The organism is Arsenophonus nasoniae, from assembly GCF_004768525.1.
Taxonomy (GTDB): domain Bacteria; phylum Pseudomonadota; class Gammaproteobacteria; order Enterobacterales; family Enterobacteriaceae; genus Arsenophonus; species Arsenophonus nasoniae.
Genome location: NZ_CP038613.1, coordinates 727,240 through 745,088, shown reverse-complemented (window position 1 = coordinate 745,088; position 17,849 = coordinate 727,240). Strand labels below are relative to the sequence as shown.

Genomic DNA, 17,849 nt, shown 5'->3' with positions numbered 1-17,849 from the left:
AAATGCTATATTAAATTCCATTCTTGAAATAAATACCGACTTCATGACTATTAATAAAAATTAATATAATAAAAAATTACACGTTCTAAGTGACATGCAATCTTTAACTTTTATTTACACCGCGAAGTCACAATACTATAAAAACATTTCCTAACGGGATAAAATGAATTTAATTCCTGAAACGATGAAATAACCATTGCGGCATTCGAAATCTACTTAGCAAAAAGATTTATGTCAACAAAAATTTAACATTAATGCCGTTTTAGCTAATTATAAATTAGATTAAAGTTATAAAATTTATGTCGTCAATAGTTTTTAAATACAGCTGATGATAGAATATAAATATATGATAAATAAAAAATTAATATTAAAATAAATTAGATGCTAAATTTTATAGTAATTTTTTCTTTACATTTAAACATCACCATAGGTGATAACAAATAAGCAACAAAAATTCCACTACATAAAACAATTCCAAAACTACTAATGGTTAAGCTATTACTAAAAATTAGTACACTTAAAGTAAAAATTGTTGTCATCATAGCTAAAGTAATCGTAAATAAAGCACTAAGTGGTTCATTTTTTGCATTACTCAGAAAAAATGTATAATTAACACCAATACCCAGCACTAAAACCAAAGCTAATAGTGAAAAAATATTTAGGCAATGTCCAGTAAACGCAAGCATGGCAAGGCTACTAACTAACGACAATATTGAAGGTAATAAACTAATCACCCCATGACATAGACCCAATTTAGCTATCATACAAGCAGCAATCACGCCAAGTGCCGCAAATAATAACCCCGTAATAATCATACGATATAGGGTAAATATTTCATTAAAAACCGCTTTACTATCGATCCATTCTACACCTGGAAGTGCTTCAGCCAAGGCTGAAAGCGCAGCACTATTGTTAACACCATCTACCGGAATTAAAATACCATTTCTACCATCCGCCAAAGTTGTCCATATCAAACGCCAACTTTCATTGACTGAATTTTCAGCATATTGCTCAATTTGACTTAGCATTAAAGCCATTTTTAATTTTTCTAAAACATTTCCTGTACGATGATTGGCTTGGTCTTCTGTTATCGTAAGATTGCGAACAAAGGCCGTATCGCTATATTGATTTTGTTCTGAATCAAATGGAATAAGATGATAATTTGTCAACCAACCACGTTTTTTCGCTATATTAAGTTTCATAATAAAAGCTTTAAGACGCTTGAATGTTTCTTTAGAATTATCACCATAGATCATAAACCATTTTTGATCACTCTTGTTACTGGTTAAACTAATAATAGTTTCCTGAGATAAAATCACTGAAGGCAACACTTGAAGCGAAGAGACATCGTCATTAATTTTAAACATTGCCAATCCAAGTAATGACACGACACCAACAAAAAGTGGTAACCCAATACGTAACATTTTGTATCTTTGCCAAGCTCTAAACCAGAGCAATATAAAAGTTTTAGCGGGTACTGCTCTTACTGGTATACCACGACATAACCATGGAAACCAAAAAACAACCGTTAAATATGAGCCAATAAAACCTACTGTAGCGAAAAATATCATTTGGCAAATTTCAGGAAAAGGCGTAAACATCATAATAATATAAGCAGTTACAGTAGTAATAAGTACTAATAATAATGTCGCTTGTATTTTTCTAAGACTTTGCCAAGGATCTGCTTGATGGCCATAAACCATACGTTCTGTGAGATAGTAAAGAGAATAGTCAACCGATAGCCCTATGATGCTTATATTCATTACTAAAGTAATTAAATATAATTCACCAAAAACGAATAATGTAGTAATACTTGCAACTAACGCACCAATACCAATTGATAAAAAACAAAGTAATAATGAACGAAATGAACGAAAAACAACCAAAATTAGTGAACCCATTGCCAATACGGCAATAATGCCAAAGGTAAAAATATCCTCTTTTATCTGCTGGCTCTTATAATCACTATATAGCATCGTACCACGTGATAAAACTTGTGCCTGTGGATAATCAGCCGTAAATTGTTTCGCTTTGGTTTCTAAATTTGTTACTAGTTGATCGATGCTATGCATATTAAAAGACGAATCTATCAGTTCTCCATAAATCAGATACCAATATTGCCCTTGATAATCTTGTATTATAATCCAGCCATTTTGTAGACATAGCTGACTGGTATTTTGTGCTAATTTTTGCCACGTATTAGGCATTAGTATTAGAGGATCAATAAGAGAATTTTTGTGATTATCAGATAAAACGTCATAAATTTGAGAAAATATCCACTGAGCATGAGCATTATTATGATTTTGTAATACTGGTTCTCTAGGAAGTTGTTCATCTTTACGGCAATGAGAAAGAATGCTTCCTTCTAGTTGTTTTTGTCGTTGAGTATCAATCGGGCCTTTAACAAAACTAATACCAGGTTCTAAACGCAACAATGCTAACCAATGTTCTGCAACCGATGAATCTGGCTGCTTTCCCGGACTTATTAACCATAGTAATTGTCGCTCGTCCGGCTGTATAAAATCATTATTAAGAGAGGGAGATGAATGGTTTAAATTTTTTTGCGGTAACCACGTTAGAATATTGTCACTAAATCGTACATTAGGTAACAATGCCAATAATGCGATTAATAGCAAACAAATTAAGAGCCAGATAACTGCTCCCCAGTGCAAAAATTTAATCGGCAGAACGGGGGTCTTCATCGTTAATCAGTGTAAAAAGCATCCATTGATATTGCCCACCAGCATAATTAACCGGATAATTTTGCTCATCATTTAATAAAAAAGCATCTAGACAAAATAGATTTTCAAAATAATTAATCTGAATAACATTATTTAATAATTTATTTATCAAGAGAAAATATAATAGAAGTTTACGTTTAAATATTGATAAACAAGTTTTCATTACGATGAGAAAACTGTAAAAAACTCTCACAAAATCACTCCCTGACACTAAAATAAAAATTTTCTTGCTATGATTTTTTAACGCTATTTTAATTTACAGCGTAAATCTACTTGCTTTAATTGAATAAAAAACGAGCAATCATATAACGACTCCATTCTAAAGAAATAAGTAAAATTGAAAAATTACCCTATCAAAAATCTATTAATAGTGTAAAGAAATATCCACTCCATAAATGAATAGTTGGTTGTTTATGCTGAAAATAATTATATTTTTAACATATAAAAATAAAAACATTATTCACTAATATTATAATAAAATATTTTTATAATAAACTGGCTAAAAAAGAGGTTACCATTTACTAAGCAATAGCAAAAAAGAACTGGCATATCTTTTGTGCTTGTTAAAAAATTTGTCGTTTATATTCATTAATTACTTAATCGCTATTAGGTGCTCCATTAAACAATGACTCTTTAGTTATCTTTCTTGATTAAAAATGACGATTGAGTTTTATAAAGAGCAGAATAATCAATAATAAACATTAATTATTTAATATATTTATATTTCTTCTAAACCACACAATAAATTTTCATAGTTATGTTTTAATTGCTATTTGTTCAATAACAATCAAAATTTTCTTTGCTGTATACGCGTATAAATCATCTTCTTTCTGCACATTAAACTAAGGCTGTTGCCACAAATTAAAAACATAGCGCGTCACGTATTCTTTGTGCTAGATTTTGACTTATAAGTAACGAACTTGTGGATATTATGTTTACTATCATCAAAAAGCTATTGAGAAAAAAACTCATCATCGTAGCGATTAGCCTAACTATCGTAACGCCCTTATCAACCTTTGCTAAAGAACCGAAAAACTTCATTTATACCAGTTCAGATGATTTCGAATCGGTAGCAGCCATTTTAGAACGTAGCGATATTCACGGCATACAGATTGTTTACAATTGGCGTTTGCTCGAACCAGAAAGAGACAAATACGATTTCTCAAAGATTGAAATGGATCTGTCACGCCTTAAGAAAACTAGAAAAAAATTATTTATCCAGATTCAAGATCGATTTTTCGAACCGAATGCCCGATACGTTCCTGATTATCTATTAAATGATCCAATTTATAACGGTGGAGTGTCACCACAGTTTGATAATCCAGGAGAGGGAGGCATTGTTGGCTCTGGTTGGGTAGCACAGCAATGGGAACCTGCGGTACGTCATCGTTATCAAGCGCTATTAGCTGCACTTGCTAAGCGTTTTGATGGCCAGGTATATGGAGTGAACTTACCTGAAACTGCCATTGATTTGGATGAGAAAGCCCCCCCTAAAGGATTTTCCTGTGATAATTACTTCGCCAGTGAAATAGAAAATCTCGCCTTTGCACGAAAGGTGTTTACCAAATCATATGTAGTGCAATATGTTAATTTCTGGCCATGCGAATGGAACAATGATAAAAATTATATGAGTCGATTATTCGAGTTCGCTAGTACTCATAACATTGGCCTCGGTGGTCCTGATATTGTCCCCAACCGTAAGGCGCAAATGAAAAACTCATATCCCTTCTTCAATCAATACAAAAATAAATTAGCCCTTGTTGCCATGGCAGTGCAGGAGCCAACCTTAACCTACATAAATAAAAAGACGGGTAAGCCATTCAGCAAGGCCGAGTTTGTACAATTTGCTGAAAATTACCTTGGAGCCGATATCATTTTTTGGAGTACAAAATCACCGTGGCTGACTAAAAATAAGTAAAAGTAACCACAAAGCATACGTTTTTTAATCAACAAATCGCTCAAGAAAAAATAGGTTTGAGCGATATACCCATCACAAATTAATAAGCTGAAAAATGATTTTAAAAGCAAAAGGCGTTAAACCAAATCTAGTCTGACAAAGGGATGTGAACAACGGAAAATGATTCAATATGCGATAACTAATATATCTTTCCCTCACAAGGCATTTTAAATAATGTCACTAATTTTTCTTATCCGTGGCGGAAAATATGACTTTACCAATACGAGCAATAGCTTCATTACTTTGGGCTAGGGTAGCTTTTGTTTGTGTAATGTAGATAGCGATGATTAATGGCTGACGGTTTTCTGGCCAAACAAGACTGATAATCGATCTGGAGCCATAATCTCCAGACCCCGTTTTATCGACAATTTTCCACTGTGTTGGCAGAACAGAACGTAATAACGCATTCGCGACTTTGTCATCTTCCATCCACTGCCTTAATTGCTGACGCGATGAAGGCTGCAACACATCACCAAGCACCAATTTTTGTAATGTTTGGCTAATAGCCACTGGCGTTGTAGTATCACGCATATCACCCGGTATAGCACTATTTAATTCAGGTTCGAAGCGATCAAGCCGGGTAATCGAATCACCTATGGTACGTAAGAAACGGGTAAAACTCGCCGGGCCACCTATTTTTTCCGCAATGAGATTAGCCGCCGTATTATCACTGTAACTAATTGCTGCACTGCATAATTGTTGCCAGTTCATCGATAAAGGAGAGGTAAATTTTTCAGTCACAGGAGAGTAAGTAACCAGTTGTTCTTTCTGAAACTGGACACTTTCCGTCAATACGATTTTTCCATTATCCACCTGGTGTAACAACCTACCACATAACAACGCTTTAAAAGTGCTGTTTAGAGGGAATCTTTCATTACCTCGATAACTTATAGTGACATTATCAGTCGTATCAATGATAGCAACACCAATACGAGAATTTAGTTTTTTTTTCTTCTTGCTTAACAATGTTAGCCAACTGAGTGTCATTAATTGTATATGCAGTGGCGTTACTACAGACGGCAATAATAAACAAGATCAACCCAACAGATTTCATTCGATGTTTGAAAAACATAGTATCATCCTATCCTGGTAATTATCTAAAAACTCAAACAAAAACTCACTATTATTATTGATAACATATTACAAAGATTAATTGGTTTATGGATTTATATTGAATAAAATTATTAACGCAAATTTTTATTCCACATTTATGATTATATTTATAGGCACTGTTACATACAGGGTGATAGATTTGCTAAAGTAACTTTTAATCTTCAATTACTTTATTGTTATTCAATTTAAATATAATAAAGTCCCATAAACGCCACCAAATAAATTTTAGTGATATTATCTTGATCAATTGCTTTTCCCGCTTAATCAGGTTCTTCTCTCTATCAATACCGCCTAAAAATTTCTTCTACTTACGCCTAGCGATAAGCGTTATTATGTCCAGATATAACAAGAGATATTTCAGGCAAAGAAAGTAATAACCTGATTGTGACGCAAGACATAATAGCCCGTTATCTGGCTACCTTTTGTACGATACTCGGTCAGTGATTGGGTCAATTCAAGTGTAATTCGTTGATGTAAAATCTCTATTTTACAAACTCTGGCTGCTTCAAAACCAAACAAATATCTGACTTCAGGGTAAAGTGCCTTGAATAAACTTTCTTTGGCGGAAAACGTAATTAATAATGCGATTTCATAATCAATACCACTATCTACCAGCAGAGCTTGTTCATCCAAAGAAGAAAAAAGATTTGCAGTCTCTCTTATTGTTATCGAAGAGAATGTCTCGATATCGACGCCTGGTATCAGGCCTGCTTCCTGTGACGTCACTAACGCGATAGCATATCCATCGGTATGAGAAAGACTACCACACCATCCTGATGGCCAAACTGGTGCACGATCCTGCCCAATACCCGGTGGGTTATTACATCCTTCATTTTGTAGCAGTATTTTAGCTGCATATCGTACTGCAACATATTCCGCGCGACGTTTAACCACCGCCGAACTCAATGATTGAGGAAAAGGAATAGCAAAATAAGCAAACAATTCGTCCTGATAACAGCGAATATCAAAATTGATCAAACAGTAACGTAAGCAAGGTAAATGGATAGCCATCCCAACCTCAAAATAGCGAATAAAAGGCATAGCTGAGCCGGTTGTGATTGAAGTGAACATTTAACTAACCATCGCTAATAACTAACAAAATAAAACACGATAAAACAATTAATTAGGCCAATATCAATCACAGCTTAAAAGTAATTCATTTTTCATATCTCGCGAAAATTTAATCTTGCTCCACCGTTTCTCTTCGGGTCAACTTGCGTAATGTTGCTCTCGTTACGCTTTTTTTTAAAAACAATCGCCTTTCTTTTCTCTGTACGATTTATGAGCCTGCACCTAGCACACACTCTTTGCCACAAAGGTCAAAACTCTTTACATAACCAATCAATGTTGTCAGATTTGTTTTGCACTTTCCCTTCAACATTAATTGGTTTTGCAAGCAAGGCTTATCCCTCGCAAGTTAGGTTAACGCCTGCTCGAGCGTAGGCGAATACGTAGTCACGGCACTATCGTTGATGACATTGGCAATAATTCGATTTAGTTGACTGAATAGTTGTTTCCCGTTGTTGCTGTTCAAAATTGAGTAGTGGTTACCTTCAATACAAATACACTCGGCGGTTTTAAGTTGCTGACGCCAGAATTGCATCGCCTGTTGACTCTGACTAGCATAAATCAGATAGGTAACTACTCGCGGCGGGTAACTCGGAATGAAACTACGCAGGCAAGTGAGGTTACGCCTGAAAGCTTGTAGTAGATTGCCGACATAATTTTGCGTAAAGGGTGATAGATCTAATTCATCACTATCCTCCCCCATCATCAAAAGTTTTACTTGTGGCAGAGTAATGTCTTGCAGTTTGTAATTCAGTTCTTTAGCAAACCCATGCAGTTGTGAGTCATCTGTTGGTGGCGTTTGCCATGCATTGGCAGCAGGCGGATCTAACATGACTAAAACCGGTTTTTTGCTCTGCAGTTCCGACATAGCAGCCATCTGATAGGCTAGCAGTGCACCAAATGACCATCCCATAATAATCAGAGGACAGTTGTCTTTCAGCTGAGGCAATACTTGGTGGCAATAAACAGCAGCTCGTTCAATAAGCGTGTCTTCGGTAAGTATCTGTCCACCTAACATAGGATCTTGGATCTGAATAACGCCGATCCGACTATCCAGCATCTTCAACATTTCCCGATAAGCTAATAGATCTCCGCCAATCGGGTGAAGTAAAACGATCTGAGCCAGTTCTACCTTATTGACCTGCTGTGCTGGTTTGGCCATATCCTCAATAAAACGGTAAAGTGCCTCAGGTGTATCCAGCTGCATAAATTCAGCCAGCGTCAATGGGCGAGGCGATTTGTTATTCAACTCATCCAGTAGTTCTAGCGCCTGAATGCTGTCACCCCCCATACTCTCCCAGGAAGTGTCATTGTTACTCTCAGCAAGACCAAGATGTTCTGCGTACAGTTTTCTAATCAATGGTAATGAAAATTTATCAGTGGTATCAGGGCTGGCGACCACAGATGGACGGGATGGTATATGTTGTTGATAAAACCAGCGGGATTCGGCAAAACCCGTTGTGCAGACTAACTGCTGGATCTGCGGTGAACTCATGACTTGATAGAGCATTTCAGCCCCCTCACGACGAGTGATACCGATACTTAAATGCAGCAGATTATCATGGCGACGCAGTCCAGCCGGAAGTTGATGAATGGACATACCACCATCCTGCCAAATATCCCAGTTGATTGTTCGGTAGCAACAATTTTGCTGGCTTGCAGCTTTAGCTGCTACCCACGCATCCAAATATCCGTTAGCACAAGCATAACTGAGCTGCCCAACACCACCATGAATAGCTGACATAGAGGAGGAGCAGATAATCCAACGCGGCTCCAGTGTCTGGAGGATCTCCAGCGCTGCACAGCTACGAATTTTTTCCTCAACAACAGAGAAATCGTCAACACACTGGTGACGGGCAATAAGCGCGCCCGCTGGCACGCCAGCACAGTGTAAAATCCCCTGTATATGGTTATAACGCGCTTGCAACAAGTTGGTTAGTGATTGCACTTCGGTTATGTTGGTAATATCACAACTCAGCGATTCGTATTCACACTGACCGGCTAAATGCAAACTGATCGGGTCTTTATTTACACGGCGTGAAACAAGAACAAATTGGCTATGTGGTGCAATGGCGGCAATTGCCTGCACTAAAGCCTGGCCGATGCCACCGCTGCCACCGAGTACAACATAAGTGCCTGATGGCAACAGCATGGGTAACTGATGTAGTGGTTGCTCTACCAGCGGTTGATAGCTGAGCTTTAACCATTGCTTGCTGCGCCATGCATGTACGATGCCCTGCTGACTCAGACCATATCCGATAACGACAGTAGGGCTATTAGCACAGCAATCAAAAAGTGCACAATGTATCTGTGGGTGTTCCTGCATAATAACATTCAGTGCACTGGTTAACATCGCCTGTTCAGGTAGAACAACTTCCCCCGCTGCCGTACTTAATGCATTGACGGTAAGTAGATTCAATTCTAGCGTGCGATTCGGCAGGCACTGGCTAGCTACCTGTATGACATGAGTTAGATTTAACAACAGCTCAACAGCGCTTTCGCCAACAGAGGAAATCCACAGAATTTGTACATTTCCTGAGGTGTTTGCTGCCTGCTTTAATAGTTGGTCGGGTTTTTCTTCTGGTGATAATACCAGCACCTGTCGTGCCGTCAGCTTTACATTATTGGGCAATATGCCAATCACCAGGCAGAGATCAGCGACCGCCATCTGAGGTTGAGCTACTACTTGCCAGCAAGGCGTGTAACGCCACTGTTTAGTGGCTAGCTTTGCTGGAACCTCCGCAGGAAGTAACATAAAAGGTGCAAAGGCAAAGTTGGTGATAGAAAACTGCCAGCTTGCAGGATGATTATTGACCCGGTTGACTGGCCAGCTACTTTCTTCGTCCAGCAACCAACCACGGCACTGCTGAGCCTGAGCAGGGGATAGCTGCTGGCTATTTTGCAGTCTATCAATTCGCCGTAATATCTGCTGATTGTTTTGTCCCTGTGTTAACCAACTTTCCATTTCTGCCTGCGCTTTAGCCAAATCGTTCCATATACCGAGATGGCGTATTCGCTGCGGTTTATGCAGTGATAAACGTGCGCAAAGGGTAGATAAATCCAGCGAAGAGGTACGCATGACATTCAACACTTGAACGATAAGCTGTTGTAACGCCTGTGGCGTAGCGGCAGATAAGGGTGCCAGACAGAGCCCTTCTTGCTTAACTGAATGCGAACAGCGCTCTTCTTGGCGCGGCTCACGCAAGATAAGATGCGCGTTAGTTCCCCCCATGCCAAAACTACTGACGCCAGCATAGCGTAGCGCATCACTTTTCCACAAGCGACTGGTGGCACTGGTAGTAAACGGTGTTTTATCTATTTCTAGCAATGGATTAGCCCGCTGAAAGCCTACATTAGCAGGCAGTACCTGATGATAGAGTGCTAAAGCGGCACGAATCAACCCTAAGATACCAGCTGCTGGACCGGCATGACCGAGTTGACTTTTTACTGACGAGATATGGCAGAAACCTGTTTTACGAGTTGTCGATGAGAATGCTCGGCTAAGCGCGGCAATTTCGATCGGATCACCCAGCGGTGTTGCTGTGCCGTGAGCTTCAACATAACCAATTCGATCGGCAGTTATTCCGGCACGGGTTAATGCCGAACTAATCACTTTTGCCTGGCCAACAACAGAAGGCGCGGTATATCCCGCTTTATCCTGCCCATCATTGTTAATTGCACTACCACTGATAACGGCATAAATGCGATCATTGTCACGCCGAGCTGCTGCCAATGGTTTAAGGATCACGACGCCACACGCATTGGTCGCCAGCGTGCCATCCGCATTGTCACTGAACGGATTAGTACTACCTTGTCTAGAGAAGATGTGGCCTGGCGCCCATTTATACCCCTGTACGGCATCCGGATCGATATTCACCCCAGCCACTATCATCATTTCAGCATCACCCATGCTTAATGCATTGCATGCCTGATGCACTGCGACCAGAGAGCTTGAACAGCCAGTTTGAACCGTTAGCGCCGGGCCACGTAAACCAAGATAATAAGCCACTTTTGTCGCCACAAAATCCTTCTGATAAGATAAACCTAAGAAAAAAGGATCGCTATTGCGACTTTCAGTGCAATTTCGCCGCGCTAACCAGCGCTGGTAAAATGCATCGCCAGTGCTGGCCACTATGCCAACCGACGCCAGATCTTCCCTACTACTATAGCCAGCATTTTCTAACGCCTGTACTTGTAGTGGTCTAATAAAACTGTAGAGATTTATAGCTTATAATTAAGCAAAATCTTATAGGTATAAATATGACCCGAAAAGTAAAAGTAACCTTTAGCGGAAAGCAAAAACTGGAATATGCAAAACTCATGGTTGAAGGTGGATATAGCAATATCCAAGTTGAAAAAATATCCGGTGCGGGTAAATCTGCCGTATCACGATGGAAGCAACAATATCTTGCCGAGTTAAATGGGAATACGCCTGTAAAATCAAAAGCGTTAACACCCGAGCAACAGCGCATACAAGAATTAGAAGTTCAACTTAAGCGTGCTCAGAGGGATAATGACATATTAAAAAAAGCCGCGGCTTACTTCATCCTCGACAATCAAAACTCAAAATCGTGAAGCAACTGAAAATCATGTACCCCAATTTTACGGTCACTGAGTTATGCCATCTTTTTGAAGTAAGCAGCAGTAGTTTTTTATTATGAAACGAAAATACCGACAGTTGAAAATGAAAGACTGTGTGGCGAAATCAAACGTATTTTTTATACATCGGGTCAAATTTATGGCAAAAGACGTATTCAAGCCGAGTTAAAGGGTTTAGGGCACCAAATTGGCACTTATAAAATATCGAACATCATGAAATTAAATCAATTAGTTGCAATTAGACCAACGAAAAAGCACTACTATCACTCATCGGGTAACGAACATCGATATGCCCCTAATTTGCTTAAACGACAATTTTCCCCTGAACAGCATAATCACTATTATGTCGGGGATATCACGTATATTAGACATCACTATGGGTGGAGCTATTTAGCCTGTGTGTTGGATTTAGCCACCAAAGAAATTATTGGTTATGCCTTATCAACAAAACCGGATTCGAAATTAGTGAAAGAAGCCTTAGATAACGCAATTGAACGGCAATTACCGGATACGACAAGTTTGATGTTCCATTCAGATCAAGGTTGCCAATATTCATCGGAGGAGTTTAGGGCGCACCTCTTTGAACGGAAAATAACTCAAAGCATGAGTCGGCGAGGTAATTGCCTCGATAATGCCGTGATGGAAAGATTTTTTAGGAGTTTAAAGACAGAAAGACTTAACCGTTTATCGTTTATGAATCATCAATCTGTTGTCTGTGAAGTTGAAAATTATATTCAGTTTTACAATTATTATCGACGCCATTCAACGATTGGTTATTTAACGCCACATCAAAAATATCATGAACTAAAAAATGCCGCTTAGATCTTCTACAGAATTTGTTGACCATTACACTCGGCGGATAAGGATGTAATGAAGCGGGCTGTCCGTCTTTACCCCATGTGATAAGCGCATAGGCATTACCATTGAGTAAGCAATGGCGCATTAGGGTTCGTTTAAACTGGAAAGGTGTTTGACAATCATTTGGTTTTTCATTGAGCAAATAATCTACCACGTGGTTACTTAGCCATTCCCGTGATTCCATACCCTTATCATTGTGTACCCGATATAAAAAACAGGGCATCGTCGCCACCGCTTCACTAATCACCGTAACGGCATTGATAACAGCGGGTAAGCCTTCTGCGGTGATCGGTGAGACATATTCGCCTGACCGACTGTTAGGAATGCCAGCCAGCGAAAGGAACTCATCAATACTAAAGCTGCGTTCTTCTGCCTTTTTATGTCTGAATGGCCACATCATTCCACCTCGGATAATTGGAGCCACCGATGGTGTAAATGCGTGGGTTTGGGGTGATAGGCATTGAGTGAACGTTTGGCAATTTCGACACCACTTTCAGGGTAAGCGGGTAAACTGGTGATCGTAATTTCGAGCAATTCAGCCTCAATCACCGTTCTAAGATAAGGTTTTACGCCAATTTCCCAATGGTCTTTTATCGTTCTAAACGCAAAGCTCATCCCCGATATATCCCCCCGTTCAACCAGTGTCAGAACATCTCGGCCTAATTGCGTATCTGGTGGTGTAAGTTCGAACCGTAACCCCGTTTCATCCTCAGCCAGTTTTAACGTACCCGACGCGGTACGCCCTAACAGATTGGTCACATCATGTTCATACAAACATCGTGTATCTGTTCCTTTTCCTAGACTGTTTTTAAACGCATACGGGGCGAAGGTTTCAATAAATTCACCCCACAACAGTTGTGAGCGGCTATTCCACTTAACTGCATATCCTGTTAGCCTTTTTTCATCAGCAGACAGGCTTGCCGTGCGTATTTCAAAATCGGTTGATTTCATGGATAAATGACCAGAGGGATTAGACTCCGGCTCCTTTCGCCTTGACCTCAAGCACTTTAATTGCATTGGAATCGACTAATCCACCGCCGAGATATTTATCAGTATGGATCTTGATAAAGCCAGGCTCAGTAATATTGTCAGGCCGTGTACGAGTGCCTGTCTGATGGTCAACAATGGTGTAACCGCGTTTGAAGTCACCCAGCGCTATCACATCATCATCCATAAACTCAAGGTAATGAACCGATAAACCTAACAGACTATCAGGGTCACCCACTTGTAACCGTTCACGCCAGATATAATCACCATTACCATTTTTCAATTTTTGTACTTTGGCAGCGGTGTTTGAGTTCATTACCCATACGGCATTTTTGCGATATTTGTTCTTTAGCGTGAATTTCAGGTCAATCAGACTATCAGCTTCCAGTTTGGTCACTTCCTGCTTTTGCAATGTGCCAAAGCTGCGGTCTTTATCGGCTTTCGTATCACGGGGATAGGCTAAAAAGCCTTTTGCTTTCTTTGTACCGTTACCACTGACTAAATCGGTTTCTTCGGTATCAACAAAGGTGTCAGCGATTTCACGGGTTAACCAGCCTAAAATATCGACATCACTAAAATCTAAGATTTCCTGAGTGGTTTTAGGATAAGCATAGACAGGGAATAATTTGATACTCACTTCTTCCAGTTTAGGGGTTGCGGTTTCGGTGCGCGCTTTGCCTTCCTCACCGTGATTGATCACCGCCCCACCAACAGAAACCAGTTGCTTATATTCGTTGCTGTGAGTGGTCTTGAGGGTACAGATTTTACGCATGACGGACTCATCACTAAGACGTTGCATAATCTGTTTATTTAGTTCAGGAATAACAGTATAGCCACCATCAGCCGGAACCCCAGTCGAAAGTCCGCGCGTTTCCCCTGTCAAAACATAATGCCTTAATGCAGCATTTCCCTGTTCTTTTTGTACAGGCTTTGCCGCTAATGTTCTTTCTTCATCAGCAAGCGCTTCATAACGGGCAATTTCAGTATTGAGGGTTTCCGACTGATGACGCAACGCATCAAAGTTTTTAGCTTCATCTTCGGTCAGTGTTCGTTTTTCTGTTTCTGCTAACGTCAGCATTGATCGCATTTGTGCCGTTAAATCGGCTTTTTGCTGACGTAATTCAAGTAATCTTTTCAAGGTTGGCTCCTGCATGCAGTGATTGTCTTAACTGAACATGCAGAAAAAAAGCGACTAAGGGAAGGTGATATAAACCTTAACCGCTTTTAGTAACCATGAATATTTCAAAATACACCTGCATGAATCAGGAACCTCAATTTAACATGATGAAAAATAACAGGAAATAACCTCACGGGTAGACAAGACAAATGTGGAAATAAGTGGACAAATAATTTACATAACTTTACATATTTTATTTATTAAACATCATCAGCCAAAAGTTTGACCGATGTTCCACTCACTTTGTCATTATTCCAAGTCACTGTTGTCATGACATCGAAATAACCCGCTAACCCTTTGATTTACTGCAAGGGGTCAAATTGACCCCCTGCTAATATATTACCTACCAAGGAAAAGAAATATTTTTCGGGGATCCTTGTTCTTTTCAGAAAATTAAATTTTATTTATAACTATATCGATTAAAGAAAAAATAGGGGGGGTGTGTAAAAGTTTATGGTTTAACTGTTCATACTGTTCATATTTAAAATTATATCATATAAAACAATAGATTAACCCATGAACACTTCATGAACAGTTATGAACACTTATGAACACTCGGTATAAATTTTTCCTCTTTTCATGAACACTTATGAACACTTCATGAATAGTTTTACTTCAAGTGTTCATGCTTTAATTAATTGATATATAATGTGTTTTTAGCATACATGAACAGTATGAACACTTTTTGCTAAAACTTTTCACACATACCCTTTTCTATTTTAGTAAACATAATCTTTATTTATGTATTAAGAATAAAAAAACCAGCCTTTTACTGGCTGGCAATATTTGTTTAATATTGTTGTGTATTCTATGCTATGGGTACACTTGGCAGCCAATCTTTAGCTTCCTCTTCATCTAATTCAAGATTGGTTCTATACCCATACATTGTTCTTTCTCTAATATACTTTTTTCCCATTTCTTTTAACGCCCCATTAATTGAGCGCCCAAAGTTGGTTAAACTCAATGCGTTTTTATTTCCATTCCCTTGCATATAAGCCATGTAAGCATGATATAAATACTTTCTTGGCACTTGAGGGAAGATATTAGCATTTCCCATCAACATACTGTAATGGTCAACAAATTCTGTAGAAGATCTAAGCGGCATTTTTTAGTTCATGATATTTTTGATGTGGCGTTAAATAACCAATCGTTGAATGGCGTCGATAATAATTGTAAAACTGAATATAATTTTCAACTTCACAGACAACAGATTGATGATTCATAAACGATAAACGGTTAAGTCTTTCTGTCTTTAAACTCCTAAAAAATCTTTCCATCACGGCATTATCGAGGCAATTACCTCGCCGACTCATGCTTTGAGTTATTTTCCGTTCAAAGAGGTGCGCCCTAAACTCCTCCGATGAATATTGGCAACCTTGATCTGAATGGAACATCAAACTTGTCGTATCCGGTAATTGCCGTTCAATTGCGTTATCTAAGGCTTCTTTCACTAATTTCGAATCCGGTTTTGTTGATAAGGCATAACCAATAATTTCTTTGGTGGCTAAATCCAACACACAGGCTAAATAGCTCCACCCATAGTGATGTCTAATATACGTGATATCCCCGACATAATAGTGATTATGCTGTTCAGGGGAAAATTGTCGTTTAAGCAAATTAGGGGCATATCGATGTTCGTTACCCAATGAGTGATAGTAGTGCTTTTTCGTTGGTCTAATTGCAACTAATTGATTTAATTTCATGATGTTCGATATTTTATAAGTGCCAATTTGGTGCCCTAAACCCTTTAACTCGGCTTGAATACGTCTTTTGCCATAAATTTGACCCGATGTATAAAAAATACGTTTGATTTCGCCACACAGTCTTTCATTTTCAACTGTCGGTATTTTCGTTTCATAATAAAAACTACTGCTGCTTACTTCAAAAAGATGGCATAACTCAGTGACCGTAAAATTGGAGTACATGATTTTCAGTTGCTTCACGATTTTGAGTTTTGATTGTCGAGGATGAAGTAAGCCGCGGCTTTTTTTAATATGTCATTATCCCTCTGAGCACGCTTAAGTTGAACTTCTAATTCTTGTATGCGCTGTTGCTCGGGTGTTAACGCTTTTGATTTTACAGGCGTATTCCCATTTAACTCGGCAAGATATTGTTGCTTCCATCGTGATACGGCAGATTTACCCGCACCGGATTGTAATGGTCAACAAATTCTGTAGAAGATCTAAGCGGCATTTTTTAGTTCATGATATTTTTGATGTGGCGTTAAATAACCAATCGTTGAATGGCGTCGATAATAATTGTAAAACTGAATATAATTTTCAACTTCACAGACAACAGATTGATGATTCATAAACGATAAACGATAAACGGTTAAGTCTTTCTGTCTTTAAACTCCTAAAAAATCTTTCCATCACGGCATTATCGAGGCAATTACCTCGCCGACTCATGCTTTGAGTTATTTTCCGTTCAAAGAGGTGCGCCCTAAACTCCTCCGATGAATATTGGCAACCTTGATCTGAATGGAACATCAAACTTGTCGTATCCGGTAATTGCCGTTCAATTGCGTTATCTAAGGCTTCTTTCACTAATTTCGAATCCGGTTTTGTTGATAAGGCATAACCAATAATTTCTTTGGTGGCTAAATCCAACACACAGGCTAAATAGCTCCACCCATAGTGATGTCTAATATACGTGATATCCCCGACATAATAGTGATTATGCTGTTCAGGGGAAAATTGTCGTTTAAGCAAATTAGGGGCATATCGATGTTCGTTACCCGATGAGTGATAGTAGTGCTTTTTCGTTGGTCTAATTGCAACTAATTGATTTAATTTCATGATGTTCGATATTTTATAAGTGCCAATTTGGTGCCCTAAACCCTTTAACTCGGCTTGAATACGTCTTTTGCCATAAATTTGACCCGATGTATAAAAAATACGTTTGATTTCGCCACACAGTCTTTCATTTTCAACTGTCGGTATTTTCGTTTCATAATAAAAACTACTGCTGCTTACTTCAAAAAGATGGCATAACTCAGTGACCGTAAAATTGGGGTACATGATTTTCAGTTGCTTCACGATTTTGAGTTTTGATTGTCGAGGATGAAGTAAGCCGCGGCTTTTTTTAATATGTCATTATCCCTCTGAGCACGCTTAAGTTGAACTTCTAATTCTTGTATGCGCTGTTGCTCGGGTGTTAACGCTTTTGATTTTACAGGCGTATTCCCATTTAACTCGGCAAGATATTGTTGCTTCCATCGTGATACGGCAGATTTACCCGCACCGGATATTTTTTCAACTTGGATATTGCTATATCCACCTTCAACCATGAGTTTTGCATATTCCAGTTTTTGCTTTCCGCTAAAGGTTACTTTTACTTTTCGGGTCAT

The 17,849-nt window shown here is 38.8% G+C and carries 9 protein-coding genes and 4 pseudogenes; 2 read left to right on the top strand and 11 right to left on the bottom strand.

From position 1 onward, the window contains the following. Nucleotides 1–377: 377 nt before the first annotated feature. Together ArsFIN_RS03465 and ArsFIN_RS03460 are read right to left on the bottom strand one after the other, a co-directional pair. Nucleotides 378–2,702, bottom strand: a complete 2,325-nt coding sequence (locus tag ArsFIN_RS03465) for an MMPL family transporter (protein ID WP_051297122.1) — start codon at nucleotides 2,700–2,702, stop codon at nucleotides 378–380. Continuing rightward, a complete protein-coding gene (locus tag ArsFIN_RS03460) occupies nucleotides 2,677–2,904 on the bottom strand; it encodes a hypothetical protein (RefSeq protein ID WP_135677466.1) in 228 nt (75 codons plus the stop codon). The genes ArsFIN_RS03465 and ArsFIN_RS03460 overlap by 26 nt, the downstream gene beginning before the upstream one ends. Nucleotides 2,905–3,672: 768 nt before the next feature. On the opposite strand from ArsFIN_RS03460, the gene ArsFIN_RS03455 reads away from it, so the two are divergent. Then, on the top strand, nucleotides 3,673–4,659 hold the full coding sequence (locus ArsFIN_RS03455) for a hypothetical protein (RefSeq protein ID WP_135677465.1): 987 nt from the start codon (nucleotides 3,673–3,675) through the stop codon (nucleotides 4,657–4,659). Nucleotides 4,660–4,878: 219 nt separating this feature from the next. Here the strand turns inward: ArsFIN_RS03455 and bla are convergent, their stop codons facing one another. From bla to ArsFIN_RS03440, 3 genes are all read right to left on the bottom strand, one after another. Beyond that, nucleotides 4,879–5,685: a class A beta-lactamase gene (gene bla / locus ArsFIN_RS03450; RefSeq protein ID WP_246067329.1), complete on the bottom strand. Its 807-nt coding sequence runs from the start codon at nucleotides 5,683–5,685 to the stop codon at nucleotides 4,879–4,881. 483 nt (nucleotides 5,686–6,168) lie between these two features. Further along, the gene (locus tag ArsFIN_RS03445) at nucleotides 6,169–6,882 is read right to left on the bottom strand and encodes a 4'-phosphopantetheinyl transferase family protein (protein WP_026823634.1); all 714 of its coding nucleotides are present in this window, start codon (nucleotides 6,880–6,882) and stop codon (nucleotides 6,169–6,171) included. Nucleotides 6,883–7,228: 346 nt separating this feature from the next. Further along, nucleotides 7,229–11,011: a beta-ketoacyl synthase N-terminal-like domain-containing protein gene (locus tag ArsFIN_RS03440; RefSeq protein WP_026823635.1), complete on the bottom strand. Its 3,783-nt coding sequence runs from the start codon at nucleotides 11,009–11,011 to the stop codon at nucleotides 7,229–7,231. Between the two features lie 128 nt (nucleotides 11,012–11,139). Between ArsFIN_RS03440 and ArsFIN_RS03435 the strand changes: the two are divergent. Then, nucleotides 11,140–12,300 (top strand): annotated as a pseudogene (locus ArsFIN_RS03435) (IS3 family transposase). 27 nt (nucleotides 12,301–12,327) lie between these two features. Here the strand turns inward: ArsFIN_RS03435 and ArsFIN_RS03430 are convergent. The 6 genes and pseudogenes from ArsFIN_RS03430 to ArsFIN_RS03405 form a co-directional block, all read right to left on the bottom strand. Continuing rightward, nucleotides 12,328–12,733 (bottom strand): annotated as a pseudogene (locus ArsFIN_RS03430) (phage portal protein); the annotation flags it as partial. Next, a complete protein-coding gene (locus ArsFIN_RS03425; protein ID WP_135677463.1) occupies nucleotides 12,733–13,287 on the bottom strand; it encodes an HK97 family phage prohead protease in 555 nt (184 codons plus the stop codon). The gene ArsFIN_RS03425 and the pseudogene ArsFIN_RS03430, both read right to left, overlap by 1 nt. Before the next feature lie 19 nt (nucleotides 13,288–13,306). Then, nucleotides 13,307–14,461 carry a phage major capsid protein gene (locus ArsFIN_RS03420; protein ID WP_135677462.1) on the bottom strand — a complete coding sequence of 385 codons (1,155 nt, stop codon included), beginning with the start codon at nucleotides 14,459–14,461 and terminating at the stop codon, nucleotides 13,307–13,309. A gap of 847 nt (nucleotides 14,462–15,308) precedes the next feature. After that, nucleotides 15,309–15,605, bottom strand: coding sequence for a winged helix-turn-helix domain-containing protein (locus ArsFIN_RS03415; protein WP_135677461.1), 297 nt, complete (start codon nucleotides 15,603–15,605; stop codon nucleotides 15,309–15,311). After that, nucleotides 15,595–16,652: pseudogene (locus ArsFIN_RS03410) on the bottom strand (IS3 family transposase); the annotation flags it as partial. The gene ArsFIN_RS03415 and the pseudogene ArsFIN_RS03410, both read right to left, overlap by 11 nt. 30 nt (nucleotides 16,653–16,682) lie before the next feature. Further along, nucleotides 16,683–17,849: pseudogene (locus ArsFIN_RS03405) on the bottom strand (IS3 family transposase).

Excerpts from the sequence above, each read along its gene's own strand:
- ArsFIN_RS03455 (WP_135677465.1), top strand. The coding sequence starts at position 3,673 with ATGTTTACTATCATCAAAAAGCTATTGAGAAAAAAACTCATCATCGTA.
- ArsFIN_RS03445 (WP_026823634.1), bottom strand. The coding sequence starts at position 6,882 with ATGTTCACTTCAATCACAACCGGCTCAGCTATGCCTTTTATTCGCTAT.
- ArsFIN_RS03460 (WP_135677466.1), bottom strand. The coding sequence starts at position 2,904 with ATGAAAACTTGTTTATCAATATTTAAACGTAAACTTCTATTATATTTT.
- ArsFIN_RS03425 (WP_135677463.1), bottom strand. The coding sequence starts at position 13,287 with ATGAAATCAACCGATTTTGAAATACGCACGGCAAGCCTGTCTGCTGAT.
- bla (WP_246067329.1), bottom strand. The coding sequence starts at position 5,685 with ATGACACTCAGTTGGCTAACATTGTTAAGCAAGAAGAAAAAAAAACTA.
- ArsFIN_RS03415 (WP_135677461.1), bottom strand. The coding sequence starts at position 15,605 with ATGCCGCTTAGATCTTCTACAGAATTTGTTGACCATTACAGTATGTTG.
- ArsFIN_RS03465 (WP_051297122.1), bottom strand. The coding sequence starts at position 2,702 with ATGAAGACCCCCGTTCTGCCGATTAAATTTTTGCACTGGGGAGCAGTT.